This window comes from Stenotrophomonas pavanii, from assembly GCF_900101175.1.
Classification (GTDB): domain Bacteria; phylum Pseudomonadota; class Gammaproteobacteria; order Xanthomonadales; family Xanthomonadaceae; genus Stenotrophomonas; species Stenotrophomonas pavanii.
In genome coordinates this window covers 111,734-130,333 of sequence record NZ_FNFQ01000009.1, presented here as the reverse complement: position 1 = coordinate 130,333, position 18,600 = coordinate 111,734, and the positions used below count along the sequence as shown (strand labels likewise).

Genomic DNA, 18,600 nt, shown 5'->3' with positions numbered 1-18,600 from the left:
GGCCTGTTCAAGCGGCGCGGCATGGCCGCTTCGAGCCAACGTTCAAGGGTCCGGGGCGTACCAGAACGGGATGCGGAACGTGCGACGCCGTCCGCCCCCGCGCTCGCCGCCTGTGGCATTCCACACCAGTTCCAGGTCATGGCGCCCGGGCGCGAGCCCCCGGGTAGGCAGGTACCCCACCAGGCCCCGCATATCGAGGTCTCGCCGCTCCATGGGCACGAAGCCCTGCACGTCGACCGGGGTGCCGTCCAGCTTGACCTGCCAGAGCCGGGAAAGGCACTCCACTGCGGCATTGGCGGCCTGTTGCCCCGCCGCCTCATTGCGCGCGTCCGGAAGTGCGGTGCAATGCTGGCGCGCCAGCGGATTGTCGCGTTGCGGGCGATGCGGAATGAACACGCGAAGCTGCGCACCGCTGATCGTGTCCGACGGGATCATCGGATACGGCAGCAGCTGGTCATGCGCCGAACGCATCGATTCGTAATGCGCACTCAGCATGCCGTGCTCAACCGCCGCTTCCGTGACGATCTGATAGCGGTTGAACAGCGAGAACTTCAACGACGCCATCACCTGCACGGCCGCCAGCAGCATCGCTACCAGCACCGCGAACAGGTAGGCGGCCATGAACGAACGCGAGCGCAGGTTGCTCTGCATGGTCAGCTGCATGGCCTGCATCAGACGCAACAGCGGAACCCGTTGCAGTGCCGCCAGCATGCCCTCCAGCAGTCGCTGCGGTCGTTCATGGGGCTGCCCGCGCGCGCGCCGCCGCGCCACGATCTTTTCCAGGATACCGGGGGCCACGGCCAGTGCCAGCATTGCGGCCAGCACGCTGCACAGGGCAAGCATGGCGACATGATCGGCGCCACCGGACAGCGCGCCGATCACCATCGACACACCGAGCGTCAGAACGGCCAACACCAGCGTGCCCGCCAATGTCTGCACCGCAAGCAGAGTGGTCGAGAACAGCATCGTCGCCAGCCGATCGGCACGTTCGATGCTGCCATCGAGGCCTCCGTCCCGGGCCTGCAGGAAGGCGCGCGTGACCGCCCCCATTCTTGGCAGGCGCGCCCAGTCAATGCCATCGGGGAAGTGCGACCTGAGGCCGATCAGCCCGATCCAGTAGCCGCGCACCGTCAGGTGGATGATCAACGCCACTGCCAGCACATAGCACATGCCAACACTGATGCTGAAACCGAACCAGAGCATCTGGAAGTACATGCCTTCGGTATGCAGGCTGCTGCGCGCCCAGGCGTCGAACAGATAACCGGGCACGGCCAGCAGCGCGAACGCCAGCAGGCCCGAAATGAAGAGCTCCAGTTCATCAGTGCGATCACGCACGCGATGGGGATGGGCAGTCGCTTCCGGTATCGGGTCATGCCCGGCTATCGGTGCCGGTTGGGGAGCTGGAGCCGATTCGTTCACTGGGCGTTCATCCGTTGAGTCGGCGCAGTATAGGCACGACACTGGAGCCAGCGATACCGGTCCGAAACGACGAACGCCGGCGCAGGGCCGGCGTTCGAGTACTGCAATGTGGAAGGGCTGAATGGTGTGACAGCAACCGATCAGCGATAGACGCGTTCGCAGCGGCGTTCGACCACGCGATCGCCGTTCTTCTGCTGCTGGTTGCCCTGGATCTGCCGGCCCGCCGCACCACCGGCCACGGCGCCTGCCACGGTGGCGAGCTTCTTGCCATTGCCGCCGCCCACCTGGTTGCCCAGCAGGCCGCCGATCACCGCCCCGGTGGCCGTACCGGCGATACGGTTGGGATCGCGTGAGTTACGCTGCACTTCCACGCTCTTGCAGACCACGCGGCTGCCGTCGTTGAAGCGGCGTCCTTCGTCGCGCGGCCCATAGGTCTGTGCGCCGGCGACCGACGATGCCGCCAGCAGGGTGCCCAGCACAAGCAATCGGGTCGAGGTCTTCATCGCCATCTCCTGAGTTCCGGTATGGCGCAAGTGTCCTCCCGGGCCTGGCAACCGGAGGTGAAATGCGCGTGCCGGGCAGCTCACCGGCCATCGCGCGTTCAGGAAAAAATCCGCGCCCATCACGATCAGCCATCGTGATGGGCGCCGTCTCCCTGATGGCATGCTCCCCTGCTAGAACTCTTCCCAACCCCCTGCGTTGGCCGCCAGCGTCGGCTCGATGCGTGGCGCCAGCACCGCCGGCCTACGTACCGGCGTCACCTTCGCGGTGACCGCGGCCAGAACCGGGCGCGCCACAGCGGCCGCCGTCGCCGCACCGGTGCGGAACACCGAAACCGCCTCGGCCAGCAGGTTGGCCTGCTCCTCCATGGAACGTGCCGCCGCGCTGGCTTCTTCCACCAGCGCCGCGTTCTGCTGCGTGGTCTCGTCCATCTGCACCACCGCCTGGTTGACCTGTTCGATGCCCGAGCTCTGCTCCTGCGATGCGGCAGAGATCTCGGCCATGATGTCGGTCACGCGCTGCACCGAGGCCACGATCTCGCCCATGGTGGTGCCGGCCTGGCGGACCAGCGCCGATCCATCGGCGACCTTGCCGACCGACTCCTCGATCAGGCCCTTGATCTCCTTGGCCGCGCCGGCCGAGCGCTGTGCCAGCGTGCGCACCTCACTGGCCACCACCGCAAAGCCCCTGCCCTGCTCGCCAGCACGCGCAGCCTCCACCGCCGCATTCAAGGCCAGGATGTTGGTCTGGAATGCAATGCCATCGATGACCGAGATGATCTCAGCGATCTTCTTCGACGAAGCTTCGATGGCCGACATCGTGGTGACCACCTGCCCGACCACTTCGCCGCCCTGCGAGGCGACACCGTGCGCGCCGATCGCGAGCTGGTTGGCCTGGCGTGCGTGTTCGGCGTTCTGTTTCACCGTGGAGGTCAGTTCCTCCATCGACGCAGCCGTCTCTTCCAGGTTCGCCGCCTGCTGCTCGGTGCGCCGTGACAGATCGGTGTTGCCCGAGGCAATCTCGCCTGCTGCCAGGTTGATGCTGGATGCGCTGGACTGGATGCGGCCTACAATCTGCGTGAGCTGATCGACGGTGGCGTTGCAGTCATCGCGCATGCGGGCGAACACACCGTGGAAGTCGCCCTGCATGCGCACGGTCAGGTCACCGCGCGAGATCGCCTGCAGCAGGGTCGACACCTGCAGCAGGTTCTCGTCGGTGGTCTGCATCAGGCGATTGAGCCCGGCCACCATGTCGCGGAAATCATAGGCGAAGCGATCTTCATCGCCGCGCAGGCTGAAGTCACCCGCCGCCGCTGCCGTCGCCAGCCGGCGAATCTCACCGTTGATCGCCGACAGGCTGGTCTTGGTCTCGTCCATGGCCTGTGTGATCGCCGCCTTCTCGCCCGGCAGCGCATCCATGTCCACCGACAGGTCGCCACGGGCGTAGTGCTTCATCACCTCGATCAGCCGGTTCTGCACCTGCACGTGCGAACCGACCAGCGCATTGGTCTCGTGCACCATGCGCCCGTAGTCGCCGGGGAAGGCACTCTCGTCCATGCGATAGCTGAGGCTGCCTGCATCGTGCTGGCGGGCCAGCTCGCCCTGCGCCGCCATCACCGACTGCAACTGCGCCTGCATGCGCTGCATGGACCTGAGCAGCTGCGTCACCTCATCGTTGCCGGACGCGTCGATGCTGTTGTCGAGCCGCCCATTGGCGATGCCGTCGGCCAGCTTCACCGCACCCTCCAGCGGGCGGGTCAGGCTGCGGGTGATGGCCCATGCGGCCAGCGAACCCAGTATCAGGCTCAGCACACCGAACACGATCGACAACGTGCCGGTCCAGGATTCGGTTGAACGGTATTCCTCGCGGCTGCGCTCGGTGAGTGCCTCCTGATGCCGCAGCAGGGCCGAGATGGCCTCGTTCCACGCGGTTGCCAGCCCTTGCTCGGCCAGCAGTTCCTTGGCCGCACCGTCGAAATCACCGGCCTTCATGCGCTCATGCAGATGCTGGGTGGAGGCGTCTGTGGCCTTGCGTGCCGCGTCGATTTTCGCCACCAGGGTATCGCCGGTGGCATCGCGCGGGATCTTGATGTACCGGGCCCAGATACCGTCGTAGGTCTGCGACAGCTCCTGCGCCTTCTGATAATCCCTGTCGAAATCCTCGCCGCGCTTGATCACCATCAGCCGGCGGTGCATCAACACCGCGTTGTTGGTATCCAGCATGTCGTTCAACAGCCGCATCTTCACCATGTTGACGTCCACCACTTTCTCGAACTGGGCGGACTTCAGATGATTTCCGTACAGCGCCAGGCCAACGATGGCCACGATGAACAGCAGCAGCAATCCAAACCCGGCACCCAGCCGGGATCCCACTCGGAGGTTGCGTAAGGCGAGCATCTCAATTCCCTTGATCATGGCCGTACGATCGATGGCGGCGCAGCCAGGGGAAACTTTATGGGCCAATATTATTATATCGATCCAAAACCCTGGAACTGTGCAGACAGGTGTGAAATCAGACAACCCACGAAGGCGTCATATCCACAAGGTATATCGCCACGGGTAGCGAGAATGGGATCAGGCCGGGGCCAGCCGCCCCGGTATCCAGCATTACAGAGCAGCAGGCCCCGGGAAGACCAGATCCTTCCCGAGCCTTGCCGCATAGACGCTCTCGAACTGGAAGGAGAGCACAAACCGGAACCCGCACGTCGCGGCGTAGCGCTTGATGAAGCGGCAGTTTCCCTCCCAGGCGCTTTCAAACCCGCTCGCGCGGAAATGAAACGAACCCACCAGGCCCACCTGCCATTCGGCTCCAATCCCTTCCGCTACGAGCGCCTCCGGCGGATCGACGATGCCGAACCCAAAGCCGGTGTTGGACGCTGGAAGATATCCGTGCAGACCGTCAGTACCGTCGGCGTACTCGGCCTGGATCGAATCCAGAGCGTGTAGCACGGCAGCCAGGTCGGCACCGGCTTCGACCTCGAGAAACAGCGAAATGCTCACTGTTTACTCAAGCCGATAAGGGTATGCCGGTTGAAGAACCGCATCTTCCCCTCGATCGTGAAGTCCGTGCGCCTGATTTCACCCAGCATCCTCTCGCGTTGGGCGTCGTTCAACGTGCAGGGCTCCAGAACAGTGGCCTCCAGCACGCGCCCCGGGGGCGCCAGACGCAGCTCGACAATGCAGGCATTGCCCTCGGTTGGAACGTTGGCTCTGATATCGAACCAACGATCAGATTGATCAGGGTGTTCTGTGAGTCCGTTACCGCCAAGGCGATCACCAGAGCGGTGTAGCTGACGCCGCCAGCCTTCTGCAGCTCAAGGTGCCGCCGATGTGCCCCGCGATGCTCGGCATCAACCTTGCGGATAATCCTTCGGCAGTGCGCCAGGTACAGCGGATTCGCCAGGATTCCAGCAGGTACGCGAAACACCACGAATGAGAGCAAAGACAATCATGGCAGCCCCATCAGCACGAAGGTGATCATCAGCAACGGCGAAAGGATGAACGAGATCGTGCTACATGCCTAGCCCGGCATCGACCACCCGTTTCACACACTCCCATAAAAGCCGCATTCAGCGCATCAAATGAAGCAGATCATCGTCCGAACCGATGGCGATCTTTGGAATATGATTTCGAATGCGCTCGGGGAGGTCGCCTTCGCGAAGCGCAAGCTCCGGCTTGGCGATAAGGCGATACCCCCCCCCACTTACGTCATGACTGAAAATCCCGCGACTCGCCATTTCAAGGAAAGAGCCAAGATAGGCCTCGCGCTGAGCGAGCCCACTGAAATCAGGCAAGCTCTCTTCAACCACGATAACGCCCGAGCAAATAGGAAGCGAGTAAATATAATCACACGCCAATTGCCAGCTCTCGATGGACGACGCAACTTGACGCGGAACGACACCACGCCCTCCCGTAGCAAAATGACAAACATACCCATCAGCACCAACCGCAAACCAATCAATGTCATTTACCTCAAGAAATTCTTCATCCATTTCCATACATTACTCATCTCCAAATATATTTTTGCAATTATCACACCTAGGAACAGGAAGCCCACTTCTCGGCCGAACAGCAGCAGTAAATTTGATATCCTCAAGCTTTAGACGTGGATTTGCCAGCATCAGTTCGTTTGCAGCTCTGAATTCTGCGCAACGACCAATAGTATTCCCACATGCTGTCTTGACGCCAAGGCCTCCTAGCGAATCAGCGTACGCCTTCAGGCCCGGCGCGATCACATCAGGAACAGGGCCACTCGACATAGTCACAATTCTACCAGTTATAGGATCAACAGCACCGATTGCGGTCGCTGGCGCGTTCCTTCCAATACCTGCGATGTACTTTATGAGCTGCTGTTCCGCATCGGCGATAAGTCGGACCTCCGAAGCCGCCGCCGTGGTCCTCTTGGCGAGGAATGCCTCCGGCCCGACCAAGGAAGTTCCGATGTCAAACGTGAGCTTTCCACCAATGTCAGCAGCTTGATCTACATCTTCAAAATTCCACGAGTTCCTACCACCAGTCAGGTAATACGCAAGGCCTGCGGTCTTCTCCATGTATTCATTGATGGCCTGACTTATCGCGCTGTTGCGCTTTTGGGAGAAGGCCTGCAAGCCAAGCTTGTCCATCTCCTTGTAATCCGAGACCAAACCCGACAGAAGACCGATCTGGTTCATGCTTGCGGCACCCGCTATCAGGCCCGCCCCCCCGTTCCAGAGCCCGTTTACGAAGGCAGCACCAGCGACTGCTCGATTCGTCGACGACAGCCAGTCGGCTTCCGCACCGTAGCCTGCATCACGCAATAGATCGACAGTGTTCGAACCACACTCACCAACCAGCGAACAGTACACCTTCCTTTGCAGATCTTCGGTAGAAGAGTGAATGGCAATTTCTTCAAGGTTGACCCCAGATCCGGCATTCTTGCTCGCAGCGATGAGCTTATTGGCGTTCTCCGCCATCCACGCGTCGTACTCCCCCTTATATATAGGAGAGTTATGCGATTCCAACGCAATCTTCGCAAGTGATCGCTGCTCACTGCACGCGATAGACCCTGGCACTTGGCACGCCATCAACAACTTGTAATCGCGCTCCGCGGAGAGCCGCTCGAAGTTCTCTTTGATATCGCAATCTTTGCCAGAGTCGAAACACATCAGAGTCGCCTGAAGGTACTCCATCCGCTCGTCGTGATTCAGGTAGTTGTTCTCAACGGAATTTTTCGCGACACCCATGCCCGATGTCGCGCCAGAAATTCCTGCACCGGAAAGTCCTCCCGCCATTGCGCCGACCGCTTGTCCGAGCACCCTTACTTGCTCCGCCTGCTCGGGCGACAACTGCCCGTTATTCTGTTTGGCGTAGTAGTCGCCCAGAACCTTCGCCGCCAGCTCACCACCACCGGCCGCCAACGCCCCAGTCCCCGCCTTGCCACCATTGGCCTCTGCCAACAGCGCGCCCAGCAGCGCGTGCGACAGCATCTGCATGGCCTCGCTAGGCGCAGCACTCTGCTTGTTCGGGTCAAACGTCTTGCCGATCAGTTCTGCCGCATACGGCGCCAGCGCGTTGGAACCCAGCTGAACCAGCCCCTGCCCTTCAACACCACCGACCAACGCGCTGGTCACTGCGCCGAGTGCGCGACCATAGACGCCATCAGGGGCCCACTTCTGCTGGGTCACCAGCGCTTCCGGGTAGGATGCATCGAACGCGACCAGACGGTTGAATCGCTCGTCCGGAGAAAGCGCATCGAATGCCCGTTTCTCTTCGGGACTCATCCCTTCCCGATACTTGTCCGTGATCTTCTTCGCATCCGCACTGCCAATATCCCAGGCAATCTGCTGGCTGGTGGCCATCACCGTCCCCGCCGCAGCCGCCATCGTCTGCTGGTCCGCCAGCAGCTTGCTCGCATCCGGCAGTGCCTCCAGCGCACGATGCGCTCCACTGGCATCTGTGTTGATGCCCAGCTCGGCCGCCGACGTCTGTCTGCCACCGATGGTGATGTTGCCCTCGGTCAAGGTGGCAAGAGTGGAGCTGCTGTCGCTGCCCTTTTCCATCATCGGCAGGCCCGGACCACCTCGGGGTGCGGCAGTTCCCGGCTTGGGCGTCCAGCCATCCATCTCCCCGCCCGCACCACCACTGATGCTGCCGGAGCTGGCCATGTAGTCCATGTGGTTCCGCAGGTCAGTGAACGTCAGCGAGCCCGCAGTCAGATCACTATTGCCCGCATTGGTGCTGGTAATCGCACCGCCCACCAGATTCACGTGGCCGGCGTCGACGTGGTACCCGCCATTACCGGCAAACAGGCCGCTCTGCTGACCAACACCCTGATAGCTGCCGCTGGCCTTGCCTGCACTGGCATAACCATCAGCATTCCACGCAGTGCCGAACGACACCTGCACGCGGCCACCCACCTGGCTGTTCTTGGACATGCTCTCGGCGATGTCCTGCAACGACTCGATGGTCAGCGTGCCGCCGGTCTTGACGTCGATGCGATCAGCGGTCGCTGTGGCGCCACGCAGCGTGGTATCGCCCTCTGCCTTCATCGAGATGTTCTTGCCGGTCAGCGTGGTGTTCTGCCAGGTGCTGCTCTCGGCATTGGCCTTGCTGCTGCCAACACTCGCTTCGGCGTACACATACACGCCGGTCTGCGCGCCTACAGAGACGCCTACGCCCACCTCGGCGCCGGCATTGCTGCTCTTGCTGCGGTCGGCCACATGCGCCTTGCCAGCCTCCAGCAGGATATCTCCGGCCGAATCCAGGCTGAGGGTGTTGCCCGCGCTGAGGTTGCCCTGCACCACATGGATGTCGCCCTGGGTGCTGGCGAGGTTGACGTTGCCGCCGCCTTGGATGGTGGAACCACGCGACACCATGCTGCTGCCATCGGCACTGCTGTTGGCAGTCTTGAAGCCGATGCCTGCTTCAGCACGGAACAGTTCGCCACTGCCGCCACGGCCGGACAGTGCCGAGATCGCACTGGCTGCCTGGTACGCGTTGGCGCCCGCCGCCATGCCCTGCATCTTCTGCAGGCGATCATCGGACTGACGGGCCGCGTCCACGTTGTTGATCAGATCGATCAACGGCGACTTCACCCGCGCGAACACGCCGATCTTCAGGTCCTTGTCGCTCTGCGAGTAGTGGCCGCTTTCGTCGGCGGTCAGCAGCTCGATCTCGGCGGCGGTGATGTTCACGTCCTTGGCGGCCACCACGTTGCTGGCCGTCTGCGTGTACTTGCCACCGGCGGTCAGGTTCACGCTGCCACCCAGACTGCCGATGCTGCTGGCCACCTGTGACACCTGCGCGCTGTCGTCCTGGTGCTGCTCGCGGTGCCAGCCAGAGAACTTCTCGGTATCCGATATCTGTACCGTGCCGATCGCCTTGCTGTCCGACGTATTGGCGTTGCTGACCGTATCCTGCCCGCTGCGCACCAGTAGATCACCGGCCGCACGGATGCTGACGTCCTTCTCGGCCGCGATGTTGGCTGCGGTCAGGCGGATGTTGCCTTCGGTGGTGGCCATGCGCACGCCGCCGCCGACCGACAACTGCGTGCCGGTGATGGTGTCACTGCTGCCGCTGCCCTGGCTCTGCGCGTTGTTGGTACCGAACGGCAGGCCGCTGGTGTTGTTGGCAAAGCCCCAGCCCTTGCCGCGGCTGCTGCTGTCGCTGCGCTCGGTGTTGTGGGCCACGTCGAACACGATGTCCTGGGTGGCCAGCAGCACAGCGTTGCCCTCGGCCGACATCTGCGTGCCCTGGCTGAGGATCGAGCCGCCGTTGGCAATCAACGTGAGATCGCCGCCTGCAGCCAACTGGCTGACACGGGCATCACTGGTCGAATGGCTCTGCTCGCTGTTGGTGCGCTGGCTGCCCGCAGTCACCACGGTCGACGTGGTGGCCGCGCGCAGGCCGGAGGCTGCGCCTTCAGCGGTGCGGGTGATCCGCCCCATTGCCGAGCCACTGTCGGCCATGCCGTCGGTGGTCGAATCGCGGGCGCTGCGGTAGGCCTTGGTCGGGTCGTAGGTCACGCCCACCGAGAAGCCGCTGGACTTGCTGGCCTGGCTGGATTGGCTGTTCGTGGTGTCCTGTCGCGCAAGCAGCGCAATATCCTTACCCACCAGTGTCAGGTTCTCGCCTGCAGCGACGTCCGAGGCCTCGATCGTCAGTGTGTTGCCAGCGTTGATCAGCACATTGCCGTCGTGCGAGGCGATCGCCGATCCCACCTGGGTGGTGGACTGCTCGGCACGGGTGCTGCTGTTCTTCGCGCTGCTGTAGCCAACCGATGCCACGCCGTTGCCGAAGCCTCCGGTAACGCCGGATTTCTTTTTGCTCTCGCTGGACTCACTGCTGTGATGGTCCTCGGCGGCAGTGATCAGCACATTGTTGCCCGCCCCCAGAATCACGTTGCCGGTGGCATCGACCACCGCACCTACCGCAGTCAGATCGCGGCCAGCCGTGATGTTGATGCGCTCGCCCTGGATCGCCGTGCCGATGGCATAGCTGTCGCTGGCGTCGACGCTGCGCGTGGTAGTGGTACTGGAGAGCGTCTTCTTTTTCTTGTCGTAGCTGTCGAGGCTGTAGTCGTGCGTCTCGTTGGCTGAGAGCAGGTTGACGTCGCGGCCCGCAGCCACGCTTACCGTGCCGTCATTGCTGTCGACCAACGCGGCGGTCAGGTTGACGTCCCGGCCAGCCGTCAGGAGCAGATTGCCCCCTGCCTGCAACGTACTGCCACGCACCGTCTCATCACGCTGGCTGACCTGCAGCGAGCTGCGCTTGCCCGCATTGGCAAGATCGCGGCTCTCGCCGTCCACGAGTGCCTGGCTGTTGATGTCCCCACCGGCCTGCAATGCCAGGCCGCCCCCCGCCTTGATCTGCGCGGCGGCCAGGGTGATGTCCTTGCCAGCGGCCAGCACCACGTCGCCAGCGCCCTGCACCGACGAGGCGGCATGTGTCGTCCTGCTGCTGCGCTGGTGGTTGCGCTCGTCGAAGGTGGCGTCGCGGCGTTCCTCCAGCGCAATCGCGCCAACCTCCAGATTGCCGCCTGCGGCCAGCTGGGTCAGGCCGTCAGTGCCAGCGTTGCGGAGCTGTGCGGCATGCAGGCTGATGTCACCGCCGGCCACGACCGACAGCATGCCGTCGCCACTGGGGTTGGTTACATACAGGCCGGCGACCCGATCGATGCGGTTGGTCTCGTACTGGTAGGTACCACCGCCCCGCTGTGTCTCCACCGTGGAGGCCACCGTGACGTTGCCCGCGGCCTTGACCGACAGCGCATCGGTGGCCGTCACGGCGGCACCGACAACGCGGATGTCCTTGTCCGACGACAACCCGACGTACTGGCCGGAAATGCTGCCGCCGAGGTGCTCGATGTTGCCGGCATCGATGGTCACCAGCTTGCGGCCGGCGATATTGCCGGTGTTGACCAGGCCATTGCCCAGATTGATATCGACATTGGCACCGGCCAGCAATGCACCGTTGCCGTCGAGGTCGCCCGGGCGCAGGCGTAGGTAGACCTGCGGCACCAGCGCGGTGGTGGTGCTGCCATCGGCCAGGGTGACGGTCTGCTCGACCAGCCAGACGATGTCACTGGTCAGCTGTGCCATCTGTGCTTCGGTGAGCGCCACGCCGGGGCGAAGGCCCCATTCGCTGGCGACCGTGGCACCGGCCTCCAGCAGCGCGCGGTACTGCGCCTCGTCACTGGCGTAGCCGTCGAGGAAGCGGCGACCGGTCAGCTGGCCGATCTGCTCGCGCACCAGCCTCTGCTCGTAGTAACCATCACCCAGCCGCTTCTGCACGGTATCGGGCGAGTAGCCCATCTGGCCCAGCAGGTGGTCCGAGCTCAGCCAGGTCTTGTGGTCGGTGAAGCGCGGATCGGTCTCGACCAGATAGTGGCCGCCGTTGGGGTTGACGTTGAACAGGCTGGCGCTCGGCGCGCGCGTGTCCGGTGCACTCATCGCGATGCGGTCCGGCGATCCGCCACTGGCCGCGACCACGCGCGGCCCGGACGTGCCGCTGTTGCCGCTCACGCCGCCGACGCTGCCGCTCTGCTGGGTACCGGCGGCATCGGCCGCCTGCGCCAGCGCGCGTTCGGCACCGGTGCCGGTGGACTGGCCCGGCCCCTGCGCACCGCCGTGGCCCGGCCCATCCGGCAGCGCTTTGGGACCCTGCACGTTGAGGTTGGCCATCGCCGAACCGTTCTGCACGTTCGGCGCGTTTCGCCCCTGGTTGAGGTTGCTCAGGTCACCGACGTCGATGACCAGCGTGCCTCCACTGGTGATGCTGCCACCGATCCTGCCGATCTCCTCGGAGATCGTCTCATTGCTCCAGGCCACCCGTTCGTTGCTGTAGGTGTGGCCCACATTGTTGAATTCATGGGTGCGGAACAGCGTCTGCGCCAGATTCTCGACCTTCGCCGTCGCGGTCAGTCCCACGATGCTCAGGTTGCCCCCTGCGGCGATGCTGCCGTAGTGGTTCTTCAGAGTGTCGGTGCCGATGCGCATCGCACCGCCGGAGCGGATCACCGCATCGGCGCCTACCCCGGCGCCGAGCACATCCTCGGTCACTGTCCGGGTGGCGATGCGGTACTGCTCGTTGCTGCTGACGTTGTTGCCACCGGAGCCGCGCGGATTGGTCAGCGTATGATCCGGATCGTTGTAGTCCTTGTAGGTCCACAACTGCACGCAGTTGGTGGTGCAGGTTCCGTAGTTGCTGGAATAGGTCAGCTTGTCGTCGACATAGCGGAAAGCCGGCGCATCGGGATGCAGGGCGCTCAGCTCGGCGAACGGATCATCCGCGCCGACGCGCACCTGGTCCGGATTGACCTGGTTGTCCTGGCGACCGACGTAGTACATCACCACCGTGCCATCCTGCACGTTCAGGCGCGCGCGCTCGCCCAGGCCGGCGTACAGGCCACCGCGCCCGAAGAAGTAGGCACTGGTCTTCGAGCTCAGGCGCACCACCGCGCGATGCACGGTGAAGCCGTCAGGCGTGATGTGCAGCGTGTCTTCGAGGATGTCGGCCGGGTCGAGGTAGTACACCTCGTGCGCGGAGTAGTGGCTGGTACTGCGGATGTTCTCGGTGCCGTTCTTGCCGTTGCGCCACCATGCCGGGCGGTCCAGCCGCACCGGATCCATCACGGTCCTGGTCTGCGAAACGACCACGTTCTCGCGGATGTTGTTGACCACCTGCGCATCGATGGACAGGTTGCCGCTCACATCGATGACCGAGCTGATGTTGTCGATCCGCCCTGCAATGCCGCTGGCGATGCGATCGGCGCCGAGCGTGCCGCCGATGGCCGCATCGCCGTCGCTGTAGATCAGGCCCTTGCCGGTGTTCTGCAACTCGCGCACGCCCAGGTCCAGCCGCTCGCGTGCGGCCACGGTGCCGACGCGGGTTGCACCACCGGTCTCTTCGGCGCGGTTCTTCAGCACGCCGGTGGAGATCGCCACGCGATCACCGTAGATGCGCCCGGTGCCGAGATTGTCGATCTCGCCGGCCTCCAGGTGGGTCAGCGCGCCATCGATCAGGCCGCGGTTGGTCAACTGGCCACGGGCATTGAGGTGGGTCGTGCCCTGGCTGGAGATCTCACCCGAGGTCGCGTTGGTGATGTTCTGAGCGTTGAGGTCGAGGTTGCCACCGCGCACGACACCCTGGTTGTCGAGGTCGCCGGACAGGTTCAGCGACAGCGTGCCGTTGGCGATCCATTCGCCACGATGGCGCATGCCCTGCTGCAGGGTAAGGCCGAGGTCACGCTGCGCCTGCACCTGGCCGTCTTCGCTGAGCGCACGTGCCACCAGGGTCTGGCTGCCATCGGCGCGCAGCAGGCCACCGCTGTTGGCGACGTTGTCCGCCTGGCTGTCCAGGTTGCCGCCGGTGCTGATCACGCCGCCGGTGTTCTGCAGCTGGCCATTGATCTCCAGCCGCGCTCCGCCATCAGTGACGACCTGGCCCTGGCTGTTGTCCAGCCACTGTGCGCCGAACTGCAGCTGGCCCGCCTGCAGGCCCCGCGTGCCGTCGCCGCCACGGGTGTTGCGGTTGTCCACGCTGGCGGCAGTGAGGCTCAACCGCTGCCCAGCCGCGATCGCGCCGGCGGCGTTGTCCAGGTGCCCGCCCAGGGCCACGTCGAGGTTGCGCCCGGCCTGCACGCGACCACTGGCATTGGCCAGGGTCGTCGCCTGCAAGGACAAATTCGCAGCGCTGGCGAATGTTCCACCAGCGCTGTTGTCTACGCGGGCCAGCAGCAGGCGCGCATCGCCTTGTGCATTTACTGCACCGCCACGGTTGTCCAGCACACCGCCTTCCAGCTGCAGCTTCCCGGCCGCCAGCAGTCCACCGCTGCCGGCGGTGGCGCGGTTGTCGATGTCCTGCCCGGCCGTGTTGATGGTCAGGTCGGCCGCTGACTGCACGCGACCGCCCTGGTTGTCGATCGCGCCACTGCGAACGATCAGTTCGCCCTTCTGCGTGCCCAGCGTGCCGGCGCGGTTGTCCAGCCGCTGGCCGTGCGTATCGATGTCCAGCTGGCCACCCAGCAGCGTGCCACGCTGGTTGTCCAGGCCGTTGCCCTGCAGCTGCAGCCGTTCGCCGGCCTGCATCGCGCCGTCGCTGTTGTCCACGCCTGCCGCCGTGGTGACCGTCAGGTCCTGGCCAGCGACCAGGGTGCCGTGGCGGTTGTCGAGGCTGCCGACGTCCAGGGTCATCGTACCGGTGCTGGACAGCAGGCCCTGCTCGCCATTGTCGAGGCGCCCGCCAACGCCCAGCACCAGCGCGCTGCCGCCCGCGTGCACGGTGCCGCCCAGGTTGCCCAGACGGGCTGCGGTGATGGTGCCGGCACCACCGAGCAGGATGCGGCCTTTCTGGTTGTCCAGCGCCTGGCTGATCGCCAGCGTGGAGTGACCGCTGCCTGCGCCCTGCAGCGTGCCCTGCGCGTTGATCAACTGCCGCGCGATGACATCCAGCGCGCCATTGCTGGCGAGCGAACCGCCGCGATTGTCCAGAACCCCCTGTACGCGCAGGCGCAGCGCGTCTTCACCCGTTGCGGTGAGCGTGCCACCGGCAGTGGTCAGGGTGTCGGCGGCGATGTCGATCCGCCGCGCAGAGGTGGTCGCTCCATTCAGATCGAGGGCGGTGCCATCGAACACGAAGCTGCCATTGCTGAGCACGCTGCCACCGTTGCCCAGCAGGGTCTGCGCCGAGACCTGCAGCCGGCCACTGCCGGCGTGCTGGATCCTGCCTGCACGGTTGTCCAGCGTCTGTGCCAGCAGGGCCATGTCGCCATTGCTGGCCAGCGTGCCACCGGCATTGCCCAGCGTTGTGGCCTTGATGCGACTGACGCCTTCACCGCTGGCGATGATGCGGCCGCCGGCATTGTCGAGCGTGGTTGCTTCAAGGTCGAGGCGATCGGCGCCCAGCGTCGCGTCACGATGATCCACGTCGCCAGCACGCAGGGTCAGCGTGGCCGCGGAGACCAGCGTGCCCTTGCTGCCGTCCAGGCGGCCGGTGGTGATGTCCAGGCCCTGGTTGCCGGCCTGGCGGATGCTGCCGCCCCTGTTGTCCAGCCGTGCGGATGTGACCGTCAGGCGGTTGGCATTGCTGGCGATCGTGCCTTCGTGATTGTCCAGCGCACCGTCAATCTGCAGCGCGCTGTCAGCCGTTCCGGCGCCGCTGAGCGTACCCGTGCGGTTGATCAGTTCGCCGGCTTGTATATCCAGCGCCCCGTTGCCGGCGATCGTACCGCCACTGTTGTCCACGCGCTGCGCTACGTGCAGCCGCAGCGCGTCGCTGCCGGTCGCACTGAGGTTGCCCCCGGCGTTGTCCAGGCGCTGCGCATCGATGGCAATGCGCTCGGCCTGGGTAGTGCTGCCGGCCCCGAGCAGCAGGTCGCCGCCCTCAAGCACCAGCGACGACTGGCTGAGAATGCGGCCCGCCGCACCCTGCAGGCTGTCGGCGCGGATCTGCAACGTGCCGCCGCCAGCGTGTTCGATTGCACCACTGCGATTGTCCAGCTGTGCCGCCTGCAGCTGCAGATCACCGGTACCGGCCAGGCGGCCGCCGTTGCTGTTGTCCAGCCGCTCGCGGGCCTGCACCTGCAGCGCGCCGCTGCCTGCCGCCAGCACCTTGCCGCCCTGGTTGACCAGGCTGCCAATCTGCAGCTGCACCTGGCCGTTGCCGGAGATGCCGCCGCCGCTGTTGTCCAGGGTGCCGCGCACCGTCAGCGCCACGCCCTGTGTACCGGCCGACTGCAGCGTGCCCTTCTGGTTGTCGATGCGACCGGCGTCGATGCGCAGGCCGCCGTTGCCGACGATCTGGCCTTCCTGGTTGTCGAGCGCATCGCGCACGTCCAGTGCCAACGCCTGCGTTCCCTGCGCAACGATCTGGCCCTGGCGGTTGCGCAACACATCGGCCTGGATCTGCACGCGCTGCGCCGACGTCGTCCCGCCGCTCACGTCCAGCTCGCCGCCGGACAGCACCAGCGCGCCGTTGCTGAGCAGGCGTCCTTCGCTGCCATGCAGGGTTTTGGCCTGCACCCGCAGGCTGCCGGTGCCGGACTGCTGCACCAGCCCCCTACTGTTGTCCAGCGTGATCGCGGTAAGCCCCAGATCACCATTGCCGGCCAGCGTGCCGCCGGCACTGTTGTCCAGCGCCGTGGCCTTCACCGAACTGGCACCGGTACCGAGCGACAGCAGGCTGCCGCCCCGGTTGTCCAGCGTCCCGGCGACGATATCGAACCCGGCCGCACTGAGCGAACCGTTGCGCAGATCGACGTTGCCGGCCGTCCATTGCAGGCGGCCGAGGGTGCTCAGACGCCCACCAGTGCTGGCCCAGTCGCCCGTATCCAGCTGCAGGCCACCCTCGCCGGCATGTTCCATACGGCCACCGGCATTGCCGACCCGGCCTGCGCGCAACGCCAGCTGCGTGGCATTGGTGGCCAGCAGGCCACCGTCGTTGTTGAACAGGCCCTGCACCGTCCACGACGATGCCGTCTTGCCGGCGTGCCGCAGTTCACCCCCGCGGTTGTCGAGCGACTGCGCATCCAGCCGCAGGCCGCCGGCCACGCTCAGCGCACCCTTCTGGTTCGACAACAGGCCCACCTGCAGCACGGCATCGCCATGCACCTGCAGCGTGCCGCCGTCATTGCGCAGCTCACCCCCGGCCTGCAGCGCGCTCACTCCCAGGCGACCGCCGCTGTTGTCGAGACCGTTGCGGGCGGCCAGTGACACCGTGCCGCCGTTGCTGATGCTGCCGCCGTCGTTGTCCAGCATGCCGGTGATGGCGATCAGGCCCTCGGCCAGCGGCAGCTCCGGCGACGTCGAGGTACCGGTCGAGCCTCCATTGCCGCCTCCGGTTCCCGGGGTTCCCGGCGTGCCGGTTCCGGGCGTTCCGCCACCGCTGCCCGGCGACGCGCCGCCGCCAGGGCGGCCCTCATTGCCACCTGATGCTACCGCATCCAGTGCGCCCAACAGGCCGTTGCTGCGGTTGCTGGCTGCGTCAGCCCTGAGCGCCAGGGCCTGCACGCCGGTCTGTTCGATCGCACCACCCTGGTTGCGCAACCCCTGCGCCTGCAGCTGCAGGCGCTGCGCATTGAGCGTGCCGCTGCTGTTGTCCAGCGTGCCGCCGGAGGTGATTGCCACCTCACGCGAGGCCGCGATGGTGCCGCCATTGGCAAGATCGCCACTGGCCTGCACGCGCACGTTCTGCCGCGACTGCAGGGCGCCGGTGTTTTCCAGGCGACCATCCACCGTCACCACCAGCTCGCCGGCCTGCGCGCCAATGCTGCCGGCATTGCGCACGCCCACGCCGTGCTCGTTGCCGACCAGCCAGATCTTGTTGGCGAACATGCCGCCCAGTGCACCAACGTCCAGAGCGAAGGTCGGTGCCTCGCCGCTGGCCGCGGTCGCACTGGCCTGGCTGTGGTCGGCACTGACCACGTTGTTGCCCAGCGTCGCCTGCAACTGATTGGCCCAGATGCCGGCGTTGACCTGCAACGAACGGGTGATCAGGTCGGTGTAATCGGCACGGCTGGTGTCCAGGCCATCGCCATCGATCTGGATCGCGCCGCCGGTGACGCGGTAGCCCTCCAGTGCACCGGCACCCGTGAACATCGGCGTGCCAGTGGTCAGGGTCACCCGGCTGGCATTGAGGAAGCCGCCGCCGTTGACCTGGATGCCGGCCGGGTTGGCAATGATCACTTCGACGCGCTGCCCGGCCACTTCCACATAGCCGTTGAGCCGGCTGGCCGGACCATTCACTTCATTGAGGATGACCCGTGCACTGCCGGTGGCGAGCCACGGGTTGCCCTGCACCCAGCCGCCCAGCTGCGTCTGCACCTGGCCGCGGGCGTTGTTGAGGATGACGCCTTCGCGGCCTACGTCGAACTGCGAATAGCGGTTGCGCGACACACCCGCCGCCGACGGCGTGGTGACGTTCACCATCGGCACGCCATTGGGTGCCGTCACTACCGTCGGCCGTTCGCGGCCGGGCGCATTCGGATCGGAACTGATGCGCGCATCGGACTGCGCCAGCGCGGGGGTTGCCAGGCTGACCCAGCCCAGTGAGCACATCAGCGCGAAGCCCAGCGGCGACAGCGCAGCGCTCTGCCGGCCCGGCACATGGCCGACCAGGCCACCGCCGCCCTTCACCAGTTCCGAAGCCACCTGCCAGACGCGCAGCGCGCGGTTGAAAACCAGACGATAGATAGTGTTCATGTCAC

Annotated in this window: 6 protein-coding genes; all 6 read right to left on the bottom strand. The window is 65.0% G+C overall.

Features of this window, described 5'->3' with window-relative positions; genetic code table 11:
* Positions 1–42: 42 nt before the first annotated feature.
* The 6 genes from BLS66_RS15465 to BLS66_RS15435 all read right to left on the bottom strand — a co-directional run bounded on the left by BLS66_RS15465 (position 43) and on the right by BLS66_RS15435 (position 18,595).
* Positions 43–1,170: a hypothetical protein gene (locus tag BLS66_RS15465; RefSeq protein WP_208596528.1), complete on the bottom strand. Its 1,128-nt coding sequence runs from the start codon at positions 1,168–1,170 to the stop codon at positions 43–45.
* Positions 1,171–1,559: 389 nt separating this feature from the next.
* Positions 1,560–1,928 (bottom strand): glycine zipper 2TM domain-containing protein, encoded by a 369-nt coding sequence (locus BLS66_RS15460; RefSeq protein WP_074726248.1) that lies wholly within the window; start codon positions 1,926–1,928, stop codon positions 1,560–1,562.
* 165 nt (positions 1,929–2,093) lie between these two features.
* The gene (locus BLS66_RS15455) at positions 2,094–4,316 is read right to left on the bottom strand and encodes a methyl-accepting chemotaxis protein (protein WP_074726247.1); all 2,223 of its coding nucleotides are present in this window, start codon (positions 4,314–4,316) and stop codon (positions 2,094–2,096) included.
* Positions 4,317–4,526: 210 nt separating this feature from the next.
* Positions 4,527–4,919, bottom strand: coding sequence for a hypothetical protein (locus BLS66_RS15450; RefSeq protein ID WP_074726246.1), 393 nt, complete (start codon positions 4,917–4,919; stop codon positions 4,527–4,529).
* A gap of 569 nt (positions 4,920–5,488) precedes the next feature.
* Positions 5,489–5,917, bottom strand: coding sequence for a hypothetical protein (locus BLS66_RS15440; protein ID WP_074726245.1), 429 nt, complete (start codon positions 5,915–5,917; stop codon positions 5,489–5,491).
* A 3-nt stretch (positions 5,918–5,920) separates the two neighbouring features.
* The gene (locus tag BLS66_RS15435; protein WP_244153007.1) at positions 5,921–18,595 is read right to left on the bottom strand and encodes a hemagglutinin repeat-containing protein; all 12,675 of its coding nucleotides are present in this window, start codon (positions 18,593–18,595) and stop codon (positions 5,921–5,923) included.
* Between the last annotated feature and the right edge of the window lie 5 nt (positions 18,596–18,600).